The organism is Aquimarina sp. AU58 (assembly GCF_900312745.1).
Lineage (GTDB): Bacteria > Bacteroidota > Bacteroidia > Flavobacteriales > Flavobacteriaceae > Aquimarina > Aquimarina spinulae.
Window position 1 is genome coordinate 23912 of the sequence record NZ_OMPD01000005.1, and the last position, 22384, is coordinate 46295.

Annotated in this window: 17 protein-coding genes; 7 read left to right on the forward strand and 10 right to left on the reverse strand. The window is 33.1% G+C overall.

Going from position 1 to position 22384, the window contains the following annotated elements; all coding sequences use genetic code 11:
- Window positions 1–2 precede the first annotated feature (2 nt).
- The 3 genes from DK441_RS00890 to DK441_RS00900 all read right to left on the reverse strand — a co-directional run bounded on the left by DK441_RS00890 (window position 3) and on the right by DK441_RS00900 (window position 4273).
- Window positions 3–1154, reverse strand: a complete 1152-nt coding sequence (locus DK441_RS00890; RefSeq protein ID WP_109097068.1) for an NAD(P)/FAD-dependent oxidoreductase — start codon at window positions 1152–1154, stop codon at window positions 3–5.
- Window positions 1154–3256: a LodA/GoxA family CTQ-dependent oxidase gene (locus DK441_RS00895; protein ID WP_160111898.1), complete on the reverse strand. Its 2103-nt coding sequence runs from the start codon at window positions 3254–3256 to the stop codon at window positions 1154–1156. Before DK441_RS00895 ends, DK441_RS00890 begins: the two co-directional genes overlap by 1 nt.
- Window positions 3257–3406: 150 nt before the next feature.
- Entirely contained in the window at window positions 3407–4273 is an 867-nt protein-coding gene (locus DK441_RS00900; protein WP_109097070.1) for an AraC family transcriptional regulator, read from the reverse strand.
- An 84-nt stretch (window positions 4274–4357) separates the two neighbouring features.
- Between DK441_RS00900 and DK441_RS00905 the strand changes: the two genes are divergently transcribed.
- Complete coding sequence (locus tag DK441_RS00905) at window positions 4358–5080, forward strand: phytanoyl-CoA dioxygenase family protein (protein ID WP_109097071.1); 723 nt, start codon at window positions 4358–4360, stop codon at window positions 5078–5080.
- Window positions 5081–5097: 17 nt separating this feature from the next.
- On the opposite strand, the gene DK441_RS00910 is transcribed toward DK441_RS00905, so the two are convergent.
- Together DK441_RS00910 and DK441_RS00915 are read right to left on the reverse strand one after the other, a co-directional pair.
- On the reverse strand, window positions 5098–5718 hold the full coding sequence (locus tag DK441_RS00910; protein ID WP_109097072.1) for an L-threonylcarbamoyladenylate synthase: 621 nt from the start codon (window positions 5716–5718) through the stop codon (window positions 5098–5100).
- A 75-nt stretch (window positions 5719–5793) separates the two neighbouring features.
- Window positions 5794–8124: an ATP-dependent helicase gene (locus DK441_RS00915; RefSeq protein ID WP_074410056.1), complete on the reverse strand. Its 2331-nt coding sequence runs from the start codon at window positions 8122–8124 to the stop codon at window positions 5794–5796.
- 428 nt (window positions 8125–8552) lie between these two features.
- On the opposite strand from DK441_RS00915, the gene DK441_RS00920 reads away from it, so the two are divergent.
- From DK441_RS00920 to DK441_RS00940, 5 genes are all read left to right on the forward strand, one after another.
- Complete coding sequence (locus tag DK441_RS00920) at window positions 8553–8840, forward strand: hypothetical protein (RefSeq protein ID WP_051473707.1); 288 nt, start codon at window positions 8553–8555, stop codon at window positions 8838–8840.
- 267 nt (window positions 8841–9107) lie between these two features.
- Entirely contained in the window at window positions 9108–11483 is a 2376-nt protein-coding gene (locus DK441_RS00925) for a PKD domain-containing protein (RefSeq protein ID WP_109097073.1), read from the forward strand.
- A 134-nt stretch (window positions 11484–11617) separates the two neighbouring features.
- The gene (locus tag DK441_RS00930; RefSeq protein WP_109097074.1) at window positions 11618–12157 is read left to right on the forward strand and encodes a DsrE family protein; all 540 of its coding nucleotides are present in this window, start codon (window positions 11618–11620) and stop codon (window positions 12155–12157) included.
- A 140-nt stretch (window positions 12158–12297) separates the two neighbouring features.
- Entirely contained in the window at window positions 12298–13551 is a 1254-nt protein-coding gene (locus DK441_RS00935; protein ID WP_370444295.1) for an amidohydrolase, read from the forward strand.
- A 5-nt stretch (window positions 13552–13556) separates the two neighbouring features.
- Complete coding sequence (locus DK441_RS00940) at window positions 13557–15119, forward strand: FMN-binding glutamate synthase family protein (protein ID WP_109097076.1); 1563 nt, start codon at window positions 13557–13559, stop codon at window positions 15117–15119.
- Between the two features lie 50 nt (window positions 15120–15169).
- Here the strand turns inward: DK441_RS00940 and DK441_RS00945 are convergent, their stop codons facing one another.
- Both DK441_RS00945 and DK441_RS00950 read right to left on the reverse strand, forming a co-directional pair.
- On the reverse strand, window positions 15170–16261 hold the full coding sequence (locus tag DK441_RS00945; protein ID WP_160111900.1) for a trypsin-like peptidase domain-containing protein: 1092 nt from the start codon (window positions 16259–16261) through the stop codon (window positions 15170–15172).
- A 19-nt stretch (window positions 16262–16280) separates the two neighbouring features.
- Window positions 16281–17438, reverse strand: coding sequence for a hypothetical protein (locus tag DK441_RS00950; protein WP_160111901.1), 1158 nt, complete (start codon window positions 17436–17438; stop codon window positions 16281–16283).
- Window positions 17439–17818: 380 nt separating this feature from the next.
- Between DK441_RS00950 and DK441_RS00955 the strand changes: the two genes are divergently transcribed.
- Window positions 17819–18337 (forward strand): hypothetical protein, encoded by a 519-nt coding sequence (locus tag DK441_RS00955; protein WP_109097079.1) that lies wholly within the window; start codon window positions 17819–17821, stop codon window positions 18335–18337.
- A gap of 35 nt (window positions 18338–18372) precedes the next feature.
- On the opposite strand, the gene DK441_RS00960 is transcribed toward DK441_RS00955, so the two are convergent.
- From DK441_RS00960 to DK441_RS00970, 3 genes are read right to left on the reverse strand one after another with little or no spacing between them, the layout of a single operon-like run.
- Window positions 18373–19296, reverse strand: coding sequence for a patatin family protein (locus DK441_RS00960; protein ID WP_109097080.1), 924 nt, complete (start codon window positions 19294–19296; stop codon window positions 18373–18375).
- Window position 19297: 1 nt separating this feature from the next.
- The gene (locus DK441_RS00965; protein ID WP_109097081.1) at window positions 19298–20191 is read right to left on the reverse strand and encodes a patatin family protein; all 894 of its coding nucleotides are present in this window, start codon (window positions 20189–20191) and stop codon (window positions 19298–19300) included.
- Window positions 20192–20199: 8 nt separating this feature from the next.
- Window positions 20200–22320: a M1 family metallopeptidase gene (locus tag DK441_RS00970; protein WP_109097082.1), complete on the reverse strand. Its 2121-nt coding sequence runs from the start codon at window positions 22318–22320 to the stop codon at window positions 20200–20202.
- Window positions 22321–22384 lie beyond the last annotated feature (64 nt).

A 22384-nucleotide genomic window follows, 5' to 3' on the forward strand; every position in this document is an offset into this window, starting at 1 on the left:
CATTAATCCAAAATAATACCTGTACCATTCTGTCTGGGAAAATTATGAGTTTCGTCTTTACCCCTCTCTTCTCCTTGTTGGAAAAATTTCTTCCAAAAAGAAGATTCTTTCCACCTGGATTCTGCTTTGTACAATTCACTTTTCACCAAATAATAACTATCGAAAACAGAAAATAATGTTTTAGAATATGTTACAAACCCTCTTCTGTCGCCTGTTACGATATAGGATTCTATAGCATTTGAAGCTTCTCTAACTGTATAAATTGCATTAGCGATACCATGAGAAGAAAGAGGGTCAAAAGATAAAGCCGCATCACCTACCGCCATCCAATTTTCTCCTGATAAATAATTGGCTATAGATGAGTTTGCATCTGATCCTATAATTTTTACTTCAGATTGCTCTACCAGAAAATCTTTTAACAAAGTTGTTTTAGATAACACCGATTGCCAATCAGAATACTCTCTTAGTTTTAGTTGAACAAGGTTTTCTCTATTCGTAAAAATCGACAACACATTGGTTTTCTCATCTAAACCAGAAACAATCCCCCACCCGTCTTCGAAAGATTCTACAAATACATCGTATGTCAATTTTGGATGTTCTACTTTTGGTAAGTGACAACTAAAAGATATTAGGTTATCATATAATCGAATAGGTATATTTAATTTTTTAAGAATAGCACGATTTCTGCCTGTTGCATCAATAATCATTTTTGCAGTAATGGTTTGTTTTTGATGATTATTTTCTACTTCTACACTAACTTCTTCTTTAGAAATTACCATATTCAACATTTTTTCATAACGCATCACATTCTCATCGCATAGTTGTTCGAGATCATCTACTACAGCTTTCTTATTAATTTTTAAACCATTTTTATATGACAATTGAGAGAAAAAATTGTTATTCGATATCCTTGTATTCCCCCACATTGAATGATACCCATATGTTTTCCTGATCGCATTTTTTTCAAATACCTTTAGGAGATCAAGAGCATGTAATAAAGGCATTGAAGAAGGAGGCAATGTCTCTGCCAAAGCAAAGTGTTTCTTCTTACTTTTACGATCCAAAACCAGATGTTGTATTCCTTTTTTCTTCAAAAGAAATGACAACACTAATCCTGCAATACCTTTACCTACAATAATAACATCTGTATTCATTATTTTTTATCAGCTTCTTTTCCACTATAAGAAACATATACCGTTTTGGGTAATCCTTCTATATCTATATCTAATTTTCTACCGGTGACTATTCCTATTTTATCCCATTGATATACCATATTAATGAGTCCGTTAAGATACCCTCCTTCTGCATGATATCCTATAAAACCTGTATCTGCAGTGTGCAACCAGGCCAAGCGATTTGCATAAATATTACGTTTGGTATCCTCCAAAATATTGGGATCGAGAAGCTTTTGGTAACTTTCCTGAGGAAACACATGTACAGGTAAATTAGCTGCCCACCATGACGGAATAGGATATTGTTTCTCTACAAAAACTGCCTGACAACTACCTGCATCAGATTGCCACGGAATCCCCATCCATTTGGTAAGATCACCAGGTGTAAGTTTCCACAACCAATTTTTTTCATTTTTGGGATTCATAGATTCACGAATATCTTCAGAATTCATCTGAAATCCAAAATCATTATAAAATATATCGTTTTGTTCTTTACTAGTAGCAGCATTAAGACGAACTTCTCTTAATCCATAAAACCCATATTTAAAAGCCCCTTCGGTTATCCATTGATATATCATACTATTCTCTGCATAAATAAGATTATGCCGCATAGGCCAGGTTAACTCTACTCCTGGATGAAAACCTCCACCATATAACGTTTCTAATACAGCTCTGGTCATCAATAATGGCTTTTTAGATTCATCTTTGGCAGCTTCTAAAAATTGATTTTGGTAAAATGCTCCCATCTCATCTATAGTCTGAAAATCAAAATCAGGAGACGTTTCAAATTTACCATCTTTCCAGTTTTCAAGTTGTTCATAGAGCATTGGTGGAATAGCAAACCACTGAGCTGGGCTTCCTGGATAGTCTATAGCATCTCCCGGATAATAAGGAAGTTTTAATTCATCGGTTCCACTACCTCGATTTACAACATCAGTTTTATCTTTGCTTGGTATTATAGGCTCATTATTATAATGATATGAAGGGTCTCTAAAGAGATCGAATATTTGTTTTCTCACAGCATCTGCTTCTTCTTTTGGTTCTTTTTTATAAAGATATTTAAATTTCCCATCTGCCATAAGTTTATCGATCGTTTCCTTAAATGATGGAGAAAGGAAATCTCCTAGATTAACCCATTGCATCCTATAGAGACGATAAAATATCGGAAATACCAGGCTTAACTCGGGAGCATAGCTCTCATTAGCTGCTCCTGCAATTAAATCAAACATCGTAGATATTGGCTGAATCTGAGGTGCATAATCTGGCGGTGCAGTGGCTACCCAGGCAGAAGATAGTGCATCATCCAAATGATACGTATCTCCACTTTTCTTAGAAACAATAGATGCTGTAACCCTTCCATCACATATATCATCATACCAATTAGAGTTATCTGCAAAATCATTATTAAGATCCGATGGGTTTAGAGAAGCCGAAATACCATCTGCTCCATAAAAAATTAATGTTCCTTCGTCATACTCGATAGTACCAAGGTCAACAGATTTAGAAGACGTATTCATACTAGCTGCTAATTTACTAACCCCACCATTATCCGAAGGAAACTTCCCTCGAATCACCTCACGTTGATCATTAGCATTAACTTTTGTCTTTCCCGGGTGATTCACTAGTTCTTTACGATAATCATATCCTCCTTCTACTCTCATCGACTGGTTTAGTACATTAGGATTTCTTCGTTTTGCTCCAATACCAGGTGCCAGCTTGTTTTTTGCAAAATTTGGAGATAAGTTTTGATTTTCGGATAACACAGAGAGATCCAGACTATTATTAAAATCATACCAAAATGGCTTCTTATTAGCTACTTCTACCGTCCATTCAATATCATAATCACTAGCATCTATTTGCTTAACGGGTACCCCATTGTCATCACATTCATAAACATAAAATCGCTGAGCTTGCTTTTTTAAAGCTCCTTCTTCGGTAAGATAGTGTTGATCTGTATCAAACAAATTAGCCCAGGGAACCTCTGGACTAAAAATAACCTGATCTTTTGTAGCGGGACCATTTCCTAATCGCGCAATGCCTATAGATGGGTAAATTCTGAATTTAGGTAGTTTCCTAGTACTCATTTTATTGGTTTTAAGTTTTCTTAAAGTTAATAAAAATCCTACGGCATTATACACGTATTTATACGTGGTTTTATACTAAAATCAGACATAATTCTTACCTTATTGCAAGTATAGATCAGTTGTATAGGAGGGTATTATTAAACTAAAAAGCTATGTTCTATTTCTTTGTATAGAGATATAGGTTTTTGGAGTATATCCCGTAAACTTTTTAAAAGTGGTTGAAAAATATTGTGATGAACTAAACCCTAAGTCAAAAGCTACCGTAGTAATACTATCTTTCTTCAATAAATCGACTTTTGACTGCTCGATTTTTAACCTATTTATATATTCTTTAGGAGGCATACCCTTGGTGTTTTTAAACCAAGATTTAAAATATCCCACAGAAACATCGCAAATATTTGCTAGTTCATCAACATAGATGATACGGTGTAAATTATTCAAAACATAAGTATCGATATCATTTAATCTTTTTAAAGGAGGACTATCTTGTTTTCTCTTCGAAAGGATCAATATTTCTAATATAGTCTGAACAATAAGTTGATTTATAGTAATTTCGGATAAAACAGTACTGCTTGTTTTCAGTTCATTTAAAAGTTTTTCGAGCATAAATTTAATCTGAAATGCTCCTTTAAAAACCTGTTCTGAAGTCTTCTCTAACGCTTGTAGAAGATATTTTGAATGCTCTTCTGATAAATTACATAATCTATCTCGCTTATCAGAACAATTGATTTGTAACCAGAATAGCTCTCCTTTATCCTCGGGGTATTCGCCGGTCCCATGTTCTTTATTAGGAGGAATAATAAGAATATCATTGCCATGCAATTGAAATAATTCTTCACCAATTACATAATGTTGCTCTCCCTTAATGCAAAAACATAGTTCTATAGCATTGCGATGTTCATGTATTGGTAATTGGGGTTGCGCTTTAGAATATTTATAATATCCAAACTGCAAGCAACCATTAATACCATAATCTGATAAAAAATGTACTATACGTTCTTCTAAATTTGTATTCATTTTGTATAAAAAAGTAAGGTAGTACAAATTTAGAAGATTCATTAAGATGTTTTATTCATCTTTGGATAAAATCAATACTATAAAATGGACACTACAAAAAATGAGTTTTTAACCAACGGGTATACCAAAATAGATCAACTTTTTGATAACACAGAAGTCGAAAAATTGTTAGAGATATACAATAGTGTATTGAATGATAAGGAAAAAACAACACACTTAAGAAGTGATTTGGCAGGGTTGGATGATACTAGTAAAGTAATTGAGCGGATTACTCAGATCATGAGACCTAGTTTGGTAATACCAAAAATACTAGATCATATAGCGTATAAAAAAGCATTACACTACGCAAAAAAACTACTGGGAGATGATATGGAATTAGATTTTGATATGCTTATTAATAAAGCACCTCATACTAATACTCCAACTCCATGGCATCAAGATGCTGCTTATTGGATAAATTTACCCGATAAAAGAGCTGTAAGTTGTTGGATTGCTTTAGATAATGTACATGAAAGTAATGGTTGTATGTGGTTTCTTCCGGTACCAGATCAACACATATTAAAACATAACAATTTACCAAATGGAGGAGCTTTATATTGTGACACTGATACAACTAATGCGATACCTGTTCCTCTACAGGTTGGCGGATGTACTTTTCATGATGGTTTCACACTACATTATAGCAAAGGAAATACTACAAATAGTCAACGAAGAGCTTTAATACTAAATTTTAGACCAAAAGAAATGATAAGATTAGAACGAAACCAGGGAATAGACCATACTGGTGTAAGAAAGCAACGTTCATAAAAAGCTTTTTATCTAAGCTAGATAATATCAATACTCCCCTTACCTTCTCTAAGTAATATCGGTTCTCCGCTGGTAAGATCTATAACTGTAGATGGTATATTATCCCCATATCCACCGTCGATCACCATATCGACCAGATTATCCCATTTTTCTAATATCAATTCTGGGTCTGTGGTATATTCTATTACTTCATCTTCGTCGTATATCGAAGTAGATACAATAGGATTTCCTAATTCTTCTACGATAGTTGTGCAAATATTATTATCAGGAACACGAATACCGACCGTTTTTCTTTTTTTAAAAACCGTAGGCAAATTATTACTACCCGGAAGAATATAAGTATATGGCCCCGGAAGCGTTCTTTTTAATAATTTAAATGTTGCATTATCAATTTGCCTTACATAATCAGAAAGGTTACTTAAATCTTTACATATAAACGAAAAATTAGCTTTTGCTAGTTTTACACCTTTGATCTGTGCAATTCGTTCCAAAGCTCTGTTATTTGTAATATCACACCCTAATCCATACACTGTATCTGTAGGATAAATAACCAATCCTCCGTTACGTAAACAATTAACTACTTGTTGTATTTCTCGAGGGTTTGGGTTTTCATTGTATAATTTTATGAACTCTGCCATATAAAGTGATTATAAATAAAGATACTACAAAATACAGTATAGAGAACTAATCCCTAACTTAAGCAATTAGCAATATTATAAAATCTTCAACTTTGCAAAACGAAGCAATAACTTCTTAATCCCTCCCTTTTCAAAATGAATTTCGGCTTTCTTATCTTGCCCAACCCCTTCAACTTTAATAATTTTTCCTTTACCAAATCGCATATGCTCAACTGCCGTTCCTGGTATAAGATCCTCATCGAAGAGATTCGTATTAGACGATACATCGGTCGTGTCACTAGATGTAGGTCTAAGTTTTCTTAGTTTACGTAATTGTTCTTCTGTAGGTTTATGTGCTAACGGTGGTGCCCCAGAAACTGGTTTTTTAAGTCGTAATTTACTCTTATCGACTTCTCCAAAAATATCAGAATCAATTAATGGTTTATATCGATAACTTTCTATTGGTGTAATATATTCTAAAAATTTCTCATCTATTTCTTCAATAAACCGACTAGGTTCGGCATCTACCAGTTTACCCCATCGATAACGAGATTGTGTATAGGTGAGATATGCTTGTTTTTCTGCTCGTGTTAATGCTACATAAAACAGGCGCCGTTCTTCCTCAAGCTCACTTCGGGTATTCATACTCATTCCTGATGGAAAAAGATCTTCTTCCATTCCTACGATATACACATATGGAAACTCTAGACCTTTAGCCAAATGAATAGTCATCAACGCTACTCTATCATCATCCCCTGTATCCTGATCCAGATCTGTGGCCAAAGCTACATCTTCCAAAAATTCTGCTAATGATCCCCTTACATCTGCTACTTCTTTCTGTCCTTCTACAAAATCACGTATACCATTAAGCAATTCTTCTATGTTTTCGATCCTGGCAATACCTTCTGGAGTACCATCTTTTTTTAGTTCTTGTAGCAACCCTGTTTTTTTAGCCACCGTTTCGGCTAATACGAATGCATCAGAAGTCTCATTAGTGATTTGAAAACTTTTGATCATGTTAATAAAGTTTTCTAATCGAGTTTTAGTACCACTATTAATCTTTAAATTAATACGATCTAAATTTTCGATCACCTCAAAAATAGAACGATCATAGTGATTTGCTGCAACTATCAGTTTATCTACGGTTGTTGCACCAATTCCTCTGGCTGGATAATTTATTACTCGCTTTAAAGCCTCCTCATCTTTAGGATTAATTACTAATCGTAAATACGCCAATACATCTTTAATTTCCTTTCTCTGATAAAAAGAAAGTCCTCCATAGATTCTATATTTTATGTCTCGTTTGCGTAACGCGTCTTCTATAGCCCTGGATTGCGCATTGGTCCTGTACAATACTGCAAATTGCCCATTACCTAATTGATGTTGCATTTGGTTTTCAAAAATCGAACTTGCAACATATCGACCTTCATCTCCATCTGTTAATAATCGATTTACAATTATCTTAGGTCCGTCGTCATTAGCAGTCCAAACTACTTTATCCAGTTTGGTTTTGTTTTTATCTATAATAGAGTTTGCTGCTTCTACAATATTTTTAGTAGATCTATAATTTTGTTCTAATCGATATTGCTGTACATTATCATAATCTCTTTGGAAATTAAGAATATTATTAATATTCGCTCCACGGAAAGCATAAATACTCTGCGCATCATCTCCTACCACACAGATATTCTGAAACTTATCAGATAATGCTCTTACTATAAGATATTGAGAATGATTTGTATCCTGATACTCGTCTACCAAGATGTATCTAAATCGGTTTTGATATTTAGCAAGTACTTCGGGAAAACGGTTCAATAACTCATTCGTTTTTAATAAAAGGTCGTCAAAATCCATCGCACCAGCCTTAAAACAACGATCTACATAATGCTCATAAATCTCTCCTAACCTAGGGCGTTTTGCCATAGCATCGGCTTCTACCAGTTCTGCATTCTGAAAATATGCTTTTACAGTTATCAAACTGTTTTTATATGAAGAAATACGGGAGTATACCTGCTTATATTTATAGATATCCTTATCGAGTCCCATTTCTTTGATTATAGAAGCTACTAATCGTTGGGAATCCTGAGTATCATAAATTGTAAAATTAGACGGGTAGCCTAATTTATCAGCTTCAAACCTTAATATTTTTGCAAATATTGAATGAAACGTACCCATCCAAAGATTTTTAGCCTCGCTTGAACCAACAATATTTGCGATACGCTTTTTCATTTCGCGGGCCGCTTTGTTGGTAAACGTTAAGGATAATATATTAAAAGAATCTACCCCTTTATGCATCAAATAAGCAATACGATATGTAAGTACTCTTGTTTTACCCGAGCCAGCACCAGCAATAACAATCATAGGCCCATCTATCTGAAGTACAGGCGCTCGTTGTGCATCATTTAATTCTGCTAAATATTCTTCCAAAGTAACATTATATTTAAAGGCGAAATTTAAGGAAAGAACTACGGTTATGGAAACGTACTTTGCTTTTTTTGTAAACAAATCATAGTCAATAACTTTTATCAAACACCAATATCTTTTCAACATTGATAAATTATCATGTATATCATAAACAATCAATTGGTAAATAAAAAATAAATTTCACCAAATATCTTATAATTAACAGCGATATATAATACAATACCTATTATCCATTAGGGTTAAAAAACAAATGAATTTAGTATCTATCTAACTAAGATTATTAACAATAAAAATTCTTACAAGTTGATATCTTTTTAATAAAAAATATAGATTAAATGCACTTTTTTAGGACAAAATGTACTATATTTAGCAGAAACGAAAAGTAAACACTAATTTTTATTAAAATAAAAATTCAACCAAACTCAGCACTTATGGCCCCAAACATGAATGTACAAATGGTACAAAAAGAGCAGATTAAATTTTTAAAATTCCCCAAAGAAGATGTTTTAAATAAAAGAAAAGATCAAATAGATCGATTCTTAGAATTACAAAGAGCCCTCTCTTTAGGAAATCTAGAACATCATAAAGTAAGAATTGTCTTCGTAGATGATAAAGGTTTAAAAAGAGTAGAAACTACTATATGGGGAATAACCGATAAAGAAGTTATTTTAAAACAGTCTACAATCATTCCGTTAGAAAGAATCATAAGCATTTCATAATTATGTATTATGTATAGACGCCACTATTTCTATATCTAGATATGTAGTTAATTTTTACATTCTAAATTTAGATCCCGAAAATGGTATATACGTATTTTGAATATAGAAATACGTGTATACTGTTTTTGTTTTACCTAAATGCAGAGATGCTATAGCCAACAATATTGGTATTTTTAGTCTATATTACGCCTTATTATACTAAAACTAAGAATATTTAGTTGTAGTAGAAATTGCAGTCGAAATAATTACTTAATAATCAAACTCAACATGAAAAGAAAATCAGTACAGTATTTTCTTCTTATTATGATGGTAATAGGAGGATATAATACTTACGGTCAGTCTGATAAATCATACCTTATATCAGATAATCAACAAAATTTTATAAATAATCTGATTAACCCAAAAAAAAGTAAGCCTTCAGTAATTAAAATTGCTAATAATCAGTCTTTTTCTTTTAAACTTAATGTACAAAATCAAACCGATCAGGATCTTACCTTAATAGGTACTGTTAATAATCATTCATTATCTTCATTTTCTTTTACCAAAACGAACAATTCGTTAAAAGGAAATATCATACTTCATGATTTAAAAAAAGCATATACTTTATATTCTAAATCCAATGGTCAGGTATATGTAAAAGAAGCCGATATCAATACAATTCTTTGTGTAGATTTTGAAAAAGCAAATACAAAAGACATTGACCCTGGAACTACATTTTCAAAAGCAGCGCCTCAATTAGAAAGTCTTCCGGGAGCACCTGGTATTATTTATCTTGATTTTGATGGAGAATTAGTTTCTAACACAAGTTGGCTTGGTGGTGCTACAATTGATGCGCAATCTCCTAATTTCTCTGACGAAAAAATAATCAAAGTTTGGAAAATCATGGCCGAAGATTTTCGCCCATTTAATCTAAACGTTACTACCAGAAGAGATCTTTTTGATGCAGCTCCTAAAAATCGTAGAATGATGTGCATTTTTACGACTACAAAAGATGCTGCTCCGGATTCTGGAGGAGTTGCTTACTTAAATTCGTTTTCGTCGAATAGCAATAACCCTTGCTGGGTTTATAATTTGGGAACAAGATCTGCTGGTGAGACAGGGTCTCATGAAGTTGGCCACACTTTGGGACTATCACATGATGGTAAACCAGGTACTACATACTACTCAGGGCATGGAGAATGGAGCCCAATTATGGGATGGAGCGCTAATAAAACATTAGGACATTGGAGTAGCGGAGAATATCCCGATGCAACAAATACTCAGGATGATATCGCAATCATCTCTAATAATAGAAACGGTGTTGGTTTTCAAAATGATGACCATGGTAATACCTTCAACGAAGCTACAGCAATTAAAGTAGCTCCTTCTGGAGCAGTAAGTGCCGATCAAAATTTTGGACTAATTAGTACTAGAGAAGATAAAGATGTTTTCTCTTTTGCGGTAGAAACCGGAAATGTATCCCTGTCTTTTGATCCCGATCCCGATTATCCCAATCTAAACATCCAGGTAAGAATTCTAAATGAACTTGGCCAGGAAGTAGCACTCTCTGATCCAAACGGACTTACCGCATCGATTAATCAAAACCTTACAGAAGGAATTTATTATATTGAGATTGATGGTGTAGGTGAAGGAACATTAGCTAATGGATATTCTGATTACTCTTCGTTGGGTAATTATTCTATATCGGGTAATTATATACCAGGAGACGATAAACAACCTCCATTATCAGATTTCGAAGCAACTACAAACTGTTCGGTAGTAGAATTTCAAAGTACTTCTACCAATAGAATAAGTTCTTATTTATGGAATTTTGGAGATGGTCAAACATCTACAGAACAAAACCCAACACATACTTATACTACTAATGGAAACTATACTGTATCCCTTACGACAACCAATGATTCTGGAAATAATACTAAAGAAAAATCAGATTTTATTTCTATAAATCTTCCTAATCTCCCGGTTGTAACAAATCAAAATGTTTGTGCCGGAGAATCTGTGACTATAACTATATCAGGAAATAGCGAATATAAGTGGTATACCACTGCAACCGGAGGTACCAGTATCGCATCTGGATTATCCTATGGGACTCCAGCACTCGATGCTACTCAGACCTATTACATAGAAGGAGCTATTGGTAACTGTACTACAACAACAAGAACAGAAGTAAAAGCAATTGTATCAGAAAATCCAGAAGAACCTGCAATAGCTGTAAATCAAAACCATATGCTATTTGTACCATCTCAATTTTCTTCTTACCAATGGTATTATAAAGATGAACCTATTGATGATGCTAATCAAGCAGAATATCTACCTACCGAAGTAGGAGAACATATAATAAAGGTATCTAACGAAGCTGGCTGTAGTATAACTTCTAAAGCATTTGAAGTTGATCAATCCCTACTTAATTTGGGCCAGGAGAATAAAACATTTACCTACTACCCCAACCCGGTTAATGATGATGAAATATTGCATATAGATGGCATAACAATAAATGATCATTCTGTAAGAATCGTTAACATACAAGGGCAAGTATTAATTGATACTGCACCTACTCCCGAAATGGATATATCAGAACTTTCTCATGGGTTATATATCATTTTAATTAACAACAAACCTCTTGGTAAATTTGTAAGACAGTAAACCTATAAATAAGAATTATTAAAGCATATCTTCCTTAGTTTAGAGGATATGCTTTTTTTGTGTAAAAGATCAAAATAATATTTTAACTTTCCATTAATAGATTTTTGAATATCTTTAGAAGCAAAAATTAAAGCTTGAAAAACAGAATAGCATCCTACATTTTTATTTTACTTCCTTTTTTTATTTTTTCTCAACAAAAATCTAAAGAAGGTAAAATAATAACTGAATATGGCAAAACCTATACAGTTAGCGATCCGGATTTTAAAACCAAAATGCGGCATGATTTAAAAGCTGTATTTGATGTTGGAAGAACATTTAAAGACAGCTCAAAAGTAAACCCTCTTTTTAATACCGCTGCGAGATATATTAATATGCATGCTGATGCTGATGTGCCACTCGAAAAGTTAAAGGTTGCATTAGTAATTCATGGTTCGGCAGCAAATGATATCTTAAACAATACAAAGTATAAAGCCAAATACCATATTAACAACCCCAATGCTCCACTTCTTTCTGCTTTAGCAAAAAAAGGAGTCCAATTAATTTTGTGCGGGCAGACTGCGGCATATCGAAATATTTCTAAAGAAGATGCACTTCCCGAAATACAGATTGCATTATCTGCAATGACCGCATTGGTACAACTACAAAACGAAAACTACAGACTTATTAATTTTTAAACTTAATGAAACTTATATGATTATAACCCCCATATCACAACATGATTATTTTAATCGCCTTAGGTTATCTGTGGCCCTCTTTTAAACACTAAAACAAGCGCATGAAAACACAACCATCATCTTTTTTATTTATTTTTTTAATGATCTTTTGTTCCATACAAGCACAACAAATTGATCCAGATATTAATACTTCTGCAGAAAAAATAGAATCCAAAGTAATTGAGTGGAGACGAGATTTCCATCAAAACCCAGAGCTTTCTAATCGAGAATTTGAAACTGCCAAGAAAATTGCAAAACACCTAAAAAGTCTTGGTTTAGAAGTAACCGAAAATGTTGCTAAAACTGGTGTAGTAGCTCTTCTTAAAGGAGAAAAAGAAGGCAAAACTGTAGCACTAAGAGCAGATATTGATGCATTACCAGTAACCGAACGAGTAGATATACCTTTTAAATCTGTTGTAAAGACTACTTTTCTGGACACCGAAGTTGGCGTTAGTCATGCTTGTGGTCATGATACCCATACTTCTATATTAATGGGAGTAGCAGAAATCCTAACAAAACATAAAGATAAAATAAATGGTACGGTTAAATTTATATTTCAACCGGCAGAAGAAGGACCACCACCGGGAGAAGAAGGTGGTGCCAAATTAATGATCAAAGAGGGAGTTTTAAAAAACCCAGATGTAGATGCAATTTTTGGTTTGCATATCAATTCAGGAACAGAAGTTGGAAAAATTCGTTACAAACCAGGAGGAACCATGGCTGCAGTAGAACGATTTGTTATCAATGTAAAAGGAAAACAAACACATGGTTCGGCTCCTTGGACAGGAGTAGATCCTATCCTGATTTCGGCGAAAATTGTTGATGGTTTACAAACTATTATAAGTAGAGAATCTCCTCTGGTAAATGAAGCTGCAGTAATCACGGTAGGTAAAATTACTAGTGGTGTACGATTTAATATTATTCCTGAAAGTGCTGAAATGATCGGTACTGTACGAACTTTAGACCCAAAAATGAGAGCCCTTATTATTCGTCGTATGAATGAAATGGTGCCTGCTATTGCCAAAGCATATGGTGGCGAAGCTATTATTAAGTTTCAAAATAATACTTCTATAACATACAATGATCCCGAACTTGTAAAAAAGATGTTACCAACTATTGAAGGTATTGCTGGTAAAGAAAACGTTATCCTATCAAAGGCTACTACAGGAGGAGAAGATTTTTCATATTTTCAGGAAGTAGTACCAGGATTTTATTTCTTTTTAGGAGGAAAAACACCTGGAACCAATAAAGCAGCTTCTCATCATACACCTGATTTTTTTATAGACGAAAGCGGGTTACTATTAGGAGTTAAAGTAATGTCACAATTAACTATTGATTATCTTAATGCACAATAGATAAAATGGAAAGTGTATTTAATTTTTTAGGTTCAATATCCTGGTGGATGTGGATCATTATTGCGTTTGTATTAGTTGCAATTCGCGATGTATTTTTTAATAGAAAACATACAGTAAGCCATAATTTCCCTGTTATAGGTCATCTAAGGTATTTGTTAGAAAGTATAGGTCCAGAGATAAGACAGTATTTTGTTGCTAATAATAGAGAAGAACTTCCATTTAATAGAATTGAAAGAGGTTGGGTATATGCTTCTTCTAAAAATGAAAACAATTATGAAGGTTTTGGTACAGATAGGGATATTTATTTGCACCAGCATATTTTTGTAAAAAACTGTATGATCCCTTATAAGATGGATAAGGATCATCCCAATAGAAAAGATAAATCTTTTCTTCCTTGCGCAAAGGTGATGGGTTTATACAACCAACGAGAAAAGCCTTATCGACCTGGGTCTGTTATTAATGTTTCTGCCATGAGTTTCGGATCCCTTTCTGCACGAGCTATAGAGTCTCTAAATATAGGGGTACAAAAAGGAAATGCCTATCATAATACAGGAGAAGGTGGGCTTTCTCCTTATCATAGTAATGGAGGTGATGTTATTTTTCATTTTGGAACAGGATATTTTGGAGTACGCGATGAGAATGGTAATTTTTCGATGAAAAAAATAAAAGATCTGGTGACCCGAAATCCTTTTATTCGGGCTATTGAGATCAAATTATCACAGGGAGCAAAACCAGGAAAAGGAGGTGTACTACCTGGTGCTAAGATTACTCCAGAAATTGCAAAAATAAGAGGTGTAGAAGTAGGTAAAGATGTATTATCTCCTTCTGCACACAAAGCTTTTTCTGATGTCCCAGAACTATTACAATTTATTGAGGATATTGCCAAAGAGACGGGACTTCCTGTAGGAATTAAAGCTGCAATTGGTAAAACAGAACAGTGGGAACTTCTTGCAGAACTAATGGTAAAAACCAATAGAGGTCCGGATTTTATTACTATTGATGGCGGTGAAGGTGGTACTGGAGCTGCACCACCAAGCTTTGCTGATCATGTATCTCTTCCCTGGGTATATGGATTTACAGCGATTTATAAAATTTTTCAAAAACATAATCTTACAGATCGAGTAGTTTTTATTGGTAGTGGCAAACTAGGTTTTCCTGCAAAAGCAGCAATGGCCTTTGCCATGGGTGTCGATTGCATCAATGTTGCTCGTGAAGCTATGATGAGTATTGGTTGTATCCAGGCACAAATATGTCATACTAATCGATGTCCCAGCGGAATAGCTACTCAGAGCAAATGGTTACAGAAAGGAATTGATATCCCATTAAAATCTGATCGTTTGGCACAGTATTTTAAAACATTTAGAAAAGAATTTACAGAGATCACTCATGCTGCTGGATATGAGCATCCTTGTCAGTTTACAATGCAAGATGTGGATCTTAATGTTGATGATGGTGAACTCACCAAAACATTAGAAGATTCGTTTAAATATGTAAAGACTCCTGTTGAATATACCTGTGTAAAAGATTTAAAAGAATGTACATATCTTGGTGGTTTTAACCAAAAATAGGGTTCTCTTATCATCTAAACTAATACAAACCAGAAAACAACCTTAAATGATTAACTTACTTTTTTAGCATATGTGCTCATAGTACAGCCATATTCCTCTACAAAGAAATCATCAAGATCATCGGCTTTTAATGCTAGTTCTTTTATTTTTAGTTTAATATCATTTTTGGTGGCTTCATCCTGAAATATATCAGTGATACTAATTCTATACGATATAAAAATAGTATTCTTATATACTCCTAATGAAAATTGTCCCTGGTCACTAGAAATCAAATATTCATATAACTTTTCGAGATTTTGCTTAGGTAAATTATTTAAGGGAGATGTTAGATAGAGATACTCTCTATTCATTACAAAAATCCTAATTTGAGAACTTCCTTGGTGAAATTCCCAAAACTCCTGACCCGTTCTTGTTAAAACAGGATTAATATCTAATTGTTTCAAAGAATCTTCAATAAAGTTTGAAAACTCATTGAGTTCTAATTCATCAAATACATCCTTAGATAATGTTGCCCCACAATTATTACAGTAATCTTGTGCGACATATGTGAGACCAGAACAAGATGAGCACTGTAGAGAAAACTTAAATTCAGGGTTATTTTCAATACTTTCGATAGCCTGCTCAATTTCAGAAATCGGAATCGCAAATCCCATATTATCTGCATTATTGAATTTTGAAGAATTAATACCTGCCAATCTTCCATCTTGTGTCACTAAAGGACCTCCACTATTTCCTGGATTTATAGCTGCATCTGTTTGCACAAAATATCTCCCATTCATATGTTGCTCGGGGTTCGAAACAATACCTTCTGTTATAGTAAATGGCATTCCAAATGGATACCCAAGAGCAAATACTTTTTCTTGTCTGGCAAGTTCTAAAGAATTATCTACAGAAAAACCATGATCTATATTCAACTCCCCTTCTACTTTGAGTATTGCAATATCAATATCTGGATTTGTCATAATAACTTTTGCCAGCATTCTATTATGATGATCATCTTCTACAGCGACCTCTTTACAACCGCTAATAACATGGTGGTTAGTAAGAATAATATTTTTACTTTTTATATAAAAGCCACTCCCTGTACCTCTTGAGGTAAGTATTTTAAATGTTGCTTCTTTTAAAGAATCTAAATTGCTCATAATTTTTTTCATTTATAATCTAACCAAATAACTTAGAAAAGAATCCTTTCTTAGGAGTCGAAGTTTGTACTGCTTTACCATTTAGAATACTATCCATCCCATTAAACAGTGATGTTGCTGATGCCTCCCACTCTTTACCGGCTGCATTTTTAAGAGAATTCACCATTTTTAAATTTATATCTTCTGGGATGTTGTTATAGTAATAAAAATCATAAAAAGCAACAAGTAGTGTTAATGTCGCTGCTGTATATTGTTTATTCTGAATTTCCTTTTTTGCATTTTCATAAGGTCGCTCCCAGCTTTGTTTTATATGTTCTAATTCACTTCGCATCTTTGTCGGTACGAATGATTCTGAGATATAGAAATCTGCTAAAAGTTCTTCCTTATTTTTATTTTTCAATGTATCCAAAAACTTTTTCCCTCTCTGAATTCGATTTTGCATATCATCCTGAGAATACAAATCATTTACTTGATTTTCGATATCTGTTCTCAACTTACCATGAGGAGCCATGAGATAATCTATACGTTTTAATGTGATATTAATAATATCCCAATTATAGTATCCTACCCTGGTCTGATCAAAGTATTCTATATATTGATCTGCTTCTTTTAAATAAGAATTGATTTTTTCCCAAATCGTATCCAAAACTTCCTGGCTATAATTCTCAATATGCGGATCATGTAATTGTTCTACATCAAACAAACTAATAAATTCATCATCAAAGTTATCTGCATTATGGCATATCTCTTTTAAAACATAATATATTTTTAAAGGCTCACAAAGGTGTAAAGGAGTGCTATATAAAAAATTAAGCTGATCACTATCTAGCTTGATTTGCGATAAATTAAGGGGAGAAAAATTAACCTCAGCAATTTTTCTATATAGTGGTATTTTTTGATTTTCACCTACTTTTAGAAAAGGTGCTTTAACATTAAAATGTGTATCTGTAATACTAATTTCTACAATTATAGAGCCATGAGGTATCTTAAAATAGGTTTCATCTGCATTGCCATATTTTTTTCTAATATCTAGATCCAGATAATCAAACAAGTTTAAAACAACATCTTTGTATCGTTTTTGATCATATGCTTCCTTGGTGTCATCCCATTTTGAAACCGTAATCTTAGTGTCTAAAGATGACATAAGGGTCTCGTCAAAACTTAAAGTTTCCTTCATAAGAACAGATTAATAATTAATATTTATGTTATTCTCCCATTAGTAAAGAGTGCAACAAGTCTCTATTTTCTAAGAATTTAAATGTAAACAAAAAAACAAACCTAACAAAAGAGTCATGAAAGCTTTATTTTTTTCTAAAAAGACATTGATATACGAAAATTTTTTGTATTCTTTCTTACCGAACGAACTTAGAGTTTATCTTTAGCATACACATCCCTATTTTCAGTGAAAAAATTGCCTTACTACATATTTGTTTTTAGGAAGTAAAGTGTAAATTTTATGGAAAAAATAAATTTATTGTAAATCTAGATAGATAAATCAAAAAAGTTTGATTTATTTGTCTAGAGATAGTAATCTACACTTATATTTAATAACAACATATGGAATCCAAAATAGTTGATCTTCTTTTTAATATTATTCCTGCAGTGATTGTGGGTGTTATTTCATTCTATTTTTTTAGTCTTCATACTCGTAATGAAGAAAAACGTCGTAGATTTCTTTTGCATAGAGAACATCAAAAGCAATCGTTACCACTTAGACTTCAAGCATATGAACGTATGGTTTTATTTTTAGAAAGAATCTCTCCTGGTAATCTATTAACAAGAATTGCTCCTATTACAGAAGAAAAAAAAGACTATGAATCTTTATTGACTCATACGATTGATCAGGAATTTGAACATAATCTTACCCAACAAATCTATGTTTCTGATGAATGTTGGAATACACTTAAGGCTTCTAAAAATGCAACTATTGCTTTAATTCGAAAAACTGCATTAAAAGAAGAAGTAGATTCAGCCATTAAAATGAGAGAAGTAATTCTTACAGAACTTATAGAAAAAGGTGCTCCCAGTGAGACTGCAATTGCAATTATCAAAGAAGAAATTGGCGATTTGTTTTAAAAATTTGTCTTATTTAAGAATCTATTTCAAAAGGATTATCCTGCAAGATCTATATTTTTAAGTTTATTTTCTTCTGCAGTTTTTGCTTTCTGAGCTGCGTATTCATAACCTTGTCTCCACCAACTACTCATTAATTTTTTATTAAAAATCAATGAGTTCTCTGTAAGTTTAGATGGTGTATAGTATAGATTTAAAGGAACTTCTTTATTAATCGCTGCTAACTTACCTAATACAGTATCATGTCCTTCAACCTGGTCCAACATATAGCTAAATAGGTTTACCATAAGTGAAAACGGATTTTTACCCAGTACTTTATTATGTTCCATATTTTCTGACTCCAAAATAATAGCATCAACCTCTGTTGCCCCTCTTCGTATTGCTTCTCGAATAGGCACCATACAACCAAAACCTCCATCTGCATATTCACAACCATCTTTGGTAACCAAACTCATAAAAGGAACATAGTTACAGGATATCCAAACCCAATCACAGAAATCTTCATAAGAAAAATCATTAATAGATTTATATTCTGTACTATTTTTAGTGAGGTTAGAAACGGTAACTACAACATCATCAACTTTTGTACGTGCCAGCTTAAATTCTTCTTCAGAAAAGTTTCTGCGGATAGCTCGCCTTAAGTTTTTACTTTCTCCGAATGTTCGCTTTCTTTTAATAAATTGCCATAGAGATGAAAAAAAGTTAATTGATACAAACTCTCTATTTCCTTTTTTTCTAACTACAAAAGGATTTACATTAAAGATTGTATGTTGGTTAACATTGGTATAGATATCATACATTTTCTCGATATTACCCAAAGCCAATTGTGAAATTAAAAGGCTTCCGGTAGAAGTCCCGAGAAACAGGTCATATTTCTTACCTTCCTCCTGAATTAAATATTGCGCTACACCACCGGCATAAGCTCCTTTACTTCCTCCTCCTGATATTACTAATGCTCGCATATTATAATGGGTTCGAAATGTTCTTTTTCTTTGCAAATTTATAACCTTTTGTCCACCATTGTGTCATCTTTTCTTTATCAAAAATTAATGAGTTCGTAGTCAGCACAGTAGGAGTATAATACAGATCCATTGCTACATCGTGTTCTATTGCCTTAAATTTACCAATTCGAATGTTTTGATGTTCTATTCTATCCATCATAAAATCAACCATACTTGTAATTAAAGTAAAGGGGTTTTTGGTAGGCATTCTATTTAAATAATTAATTTCTGTTTCGAGTATAATAACATCAAGCTCTGTTGCTCCACGTTTTATTGCCTCTTCAATAGGAACCATCGATCCCAAACCACCATCAACATAATCACAATGATTTTTTCTCACCAAACTCATAAAAGGCGGGTAATTGCAAGATATCCATATCCAATCTAAAAAATCCTGATACGTACATTCTTTTATTGATTTATATTCTACTTCATTAGCAGAAAGATTGGTTACCGTAATGATTATATCTTTTTCTCCTGTTTTTAGTTCTTCAAAATACGATTCAGAAATAGCATTCTCTACCAAATTTCTAAGATTTCTACTATCACCAAATGATTTTTTCCCTTTAATCAAATTATACAATACATTAAAATGATTGATATTGATACTTGTGTATCCTCTTTTCTTTTTAATAGTAAACGGGCAGCTTTTAAATATTGAAGATTGGTTTACTGAAGTATAAAACGTTTTGATCTCTTCGATTTTTGATAATGCCAGATGTGATACCAAAAGGCTTCCGGTAGAAGTACCAATAAACAGGTCATATTTTCTACCCAAATCCTGAATTAAATACTGTGCGACACCACCTGCAAAAGCTCCTTTACTACCACCACCAGAAATTACTAATGCACGCATGTTTTATGTTATGGGGTTAATTTTTTTTCCAAAAAATCCTGTTGGTTCTTCGGCAAACTATCCAATAAAACTACGTATTTCTTTTTATATTTTTCGTCCTTTAGTATTTTATCCAGAATTTTTCTACAAGAGTTCCTAAAACGCCAATTATGATGCGTAGCTCCATCTACTAGATCTATTAAGGAACGATCAGAAAAAGCTTGTAAACTTTCTAAATAAGTAAACGCATTCTCACGAGTACTGAATCCAAATTTTGACGAGGTGTAACCCGATAGCTCCAGATAAAATTTTTGATGTTCGCTGGTACGGTAATCCTTTGTGTTTAATGCTAAAACTAACCATAACATTCTAACATTTTTAGTATTAAAGCCTACAATTTCTTTGGTAAGATCCAGATACTCTTTTCTTTTTTCTGGAAAACTAGTCCATAAATGATAAAGTGCCGGTTCTATGGTAGCATACGAGGCATCTTTTAGCAAAGATTCATATTGTTCTTGTAAATCCTTAGGTACTGTATTTAATGTATTGGCAATCGCCTGACGTACAAAAATGTTATTTGTCTCAAAAGCTTTATCATACAAGGCTATAACCTCTGGAGAGTTTTGCCCTTCTAATTGATATACAGCTTCCTGACCAATGTAATCATTTGTAGGGAAATCTAATGCCTTAGCCAAAGTCCCCCATTTTCCTGCCATAGGTTGAGTACGTTCTTGCGCCAGGCCAAGGTAGTTTTTAATGAAATCTGATTTTGCAAGTATATCTAATGCTTCTTGCGAAGGGAATTTTATATTCTCTAACCATAATTGCCTAAATGCTTTCAAATCTTTACCACTCACAGCCGAAGCTATCGCTATAAAATCATTGGTTGTAACATTTTGAAATTTATGCTTTTCGAGATAATTATGAATTGTAATTTTAAAACTAGTATTGCCAATCAAATTTCTTAATGCATGAATAGCCCAAGCTCCTCTTTGATAAAATGTTAGAGAGCTTGCTTTGGGATTTAATAATGATGTTGCATTCTTTGTTTTGGATAGCTCGGTGAGTTGTTCTGCGCTTTCATACAATTTGTATTGAAAATAATCATCTCCAAAAATTTCTTTTTCTGCTAATAATGCATAATATGTTGCAAACCCTTCTTGAAGCCAATGATGTGTTCCTTCGGTTTCAGTTATCAAATCTCCAAACCATTGATGTGCCAACTCATGCGCATTGACATTAATATAGTTTTGATCAATAAATGCGGTTTCATCAACCATAAAGGCATCAGAAAAAATAGTTGTTCCTGTATTTTCCATACCTGCATATAAAAAATCTTTAACAGGAATTTGCTTATAATTTTGCCAGGGAAACGAAAACCCAATCTCTTTTTCTAAAAAATCAAAGATCTGTTTACTATGCTTATAGGTTGTCTCGAATTTATGCTTATCCTTGGGATGATAATACATTTCTAAAGGAGTTCCATTTGCCGAAGTTTCTACTACTTTATCATATTTTCCGATGGCAAAAGCAACCAAATAGCTACTCATGGGACGTTGCATATCATACTGCCAACTTTGGATAGAATCATTTACCGACTCTGTTTTAGTAAGTTTTCCATTGGCAATAACTTCATAACCCTTATTAAAATTAATCGTAAGATCATATTCAAGCTTCTCATTCATATCATCAAAACTGGGAAGCCAATTAGAGGTATATTTTCCTTGCCCTTGTGTCCATACCTGATCATTACCTTCATAATCTTTAACAAAATAAAGTGCCTTTTTAGGTTTAGCTTCATAGTAAATCACTAGTTGATACTCGTTTTCTCTTTTAAAGTTAGAATTAATGATAATCTTCTTATCATCATACTTAAAATCTACATTTTTATCATCTAAAGACACTTTGGTGATTATCATATGCTGAGCATCTACAAAAACAGATTTCACAGACTTTATTATTTTAAAAGTATATGTTACTTTTCCTTTTATTTTTTTTGATTTAGCATCTACAGTCACATCGACTTTACCATTTTTAAAATCAACATCAGCTTGTTCCTTTTTAGAATTATGGGGTTGCACAGAAGCTACTTCTTGAGCATTACCGATCGAAGAAAAAACAAGTATTAAAAAGCTTAAAATAAATTTCATACTACACGTAAATCAAATGTTCTGCCAAAATAACGAAATTAGTCTGTTTATGTTACAAATTTTA

Excerpts from the sequence above, each read along its gene's own strand:
- DK441_RS00890 (WP_109097068.1), bottom strand. The coding sequence starts at position 1,154 with ATGAATACAGATGTTATTATTGTAGGTAAAGGTATTGCAGGATTAGTG.
- DK441_RS00895 (WP_160111898.1), bottom strand. The coding sequence starts at position 3,256 with ATGAGTACTAGGAAACTACCTAAATTCAGAATTTACCCATCTATAGGC.
- DK441_RS00900 (WP_109097070.1), bottom strand. The coding sequence starts at position 4,273 with ATGAATACAAATTTAGAAGAACGTATAGTACATTTTTTATCAGATTAT.
- DK441_RS00905 (WP_109097071.1), top strand. The coding sequence starts at position 4,358 with ATGGACACTACAAAAAATGAGTTTTTAACCAACGGGTATACCAAAATA.
- DK441_RS00910 (WP_109097072.1), bottom strand. The coding sequence starts at position 5,718 with ATGGCAGAGTTCATAAAATTATACAATGAAAACCCAAACCCTCGAGAA.
- DK441_RS00920 (WP_051473707.1), top strand. The coding sequence starts at position 8,553 with ATGGCCCCAAACATGAATGTACAAATGGTACAAAAAGAGCAGATTAAA.
- DK441_RS00925 (WP_109097073.1), top strand. The coding sequence starts at position 9,108 with ATGAAAAGAAAATCAGTACAGTATTTTCTTCTTATTATGATGGTAATA.
- DK441_RS00935 (WP_370444295.1), top strand. The coding sequence starts at position 12,298 with ATGATCTTTTGTTCCATACAAGCACAACAAATTGATCCAGATATTAAT.
- DK441_RS00940 (WP_109097076.1), top strand. The coding sequence starts at position 13,557 with ATGGAAAGTGTATTTAATTTTTTAGGTTCAATATCCTGGTGGATGTGG.
- DK441_RS00945 (WP_160111900.1), bottom strand. The coding sequence starts at position 16,261 with ATGAGCAATTTAGATTCTTTAAAAGAAGCAACATTTAAAATACTTACC.
- DK441_RS00950 (WP_160111901.1), bottom strand. The coding sequence starts at position 17,438 with ATGAAGGAAACTTTAAGTTTTGACGAGACCCTTATGTCATCTTTAGAC.
- DK441_RS00955 (WP_109097079.1), top strand. The coding sequence starts at position 17,819 with ATGGAATCCAAAATAGTTGATCTTCTTTTTAATATTATTCCTGCAGTG.
- DK441_RS00960 (WP_109097080.1), bottom strand. The coding sequence starts at position 19,296 with ATGCGAGCATTAGTAATATCAGGAGGAGGAAGTAAAGGAGCTTATGCC.
- DK441_RS00965 (WP_109097081.1), bottom strand. The coding sequence starts at position 20,191 with ATGCGTGCATTAGTAATTTCTGGTGGTGGTAGTAAAGGAGCTTTTGCA.
- DK441_RS00970 (WP_109097082.1), bottom strand. The coding sequence starts at position 22,320 with ATGAAATTTATTTTAAGCTTTTTAATACTTGTTTTTTCTTCGATCGGT.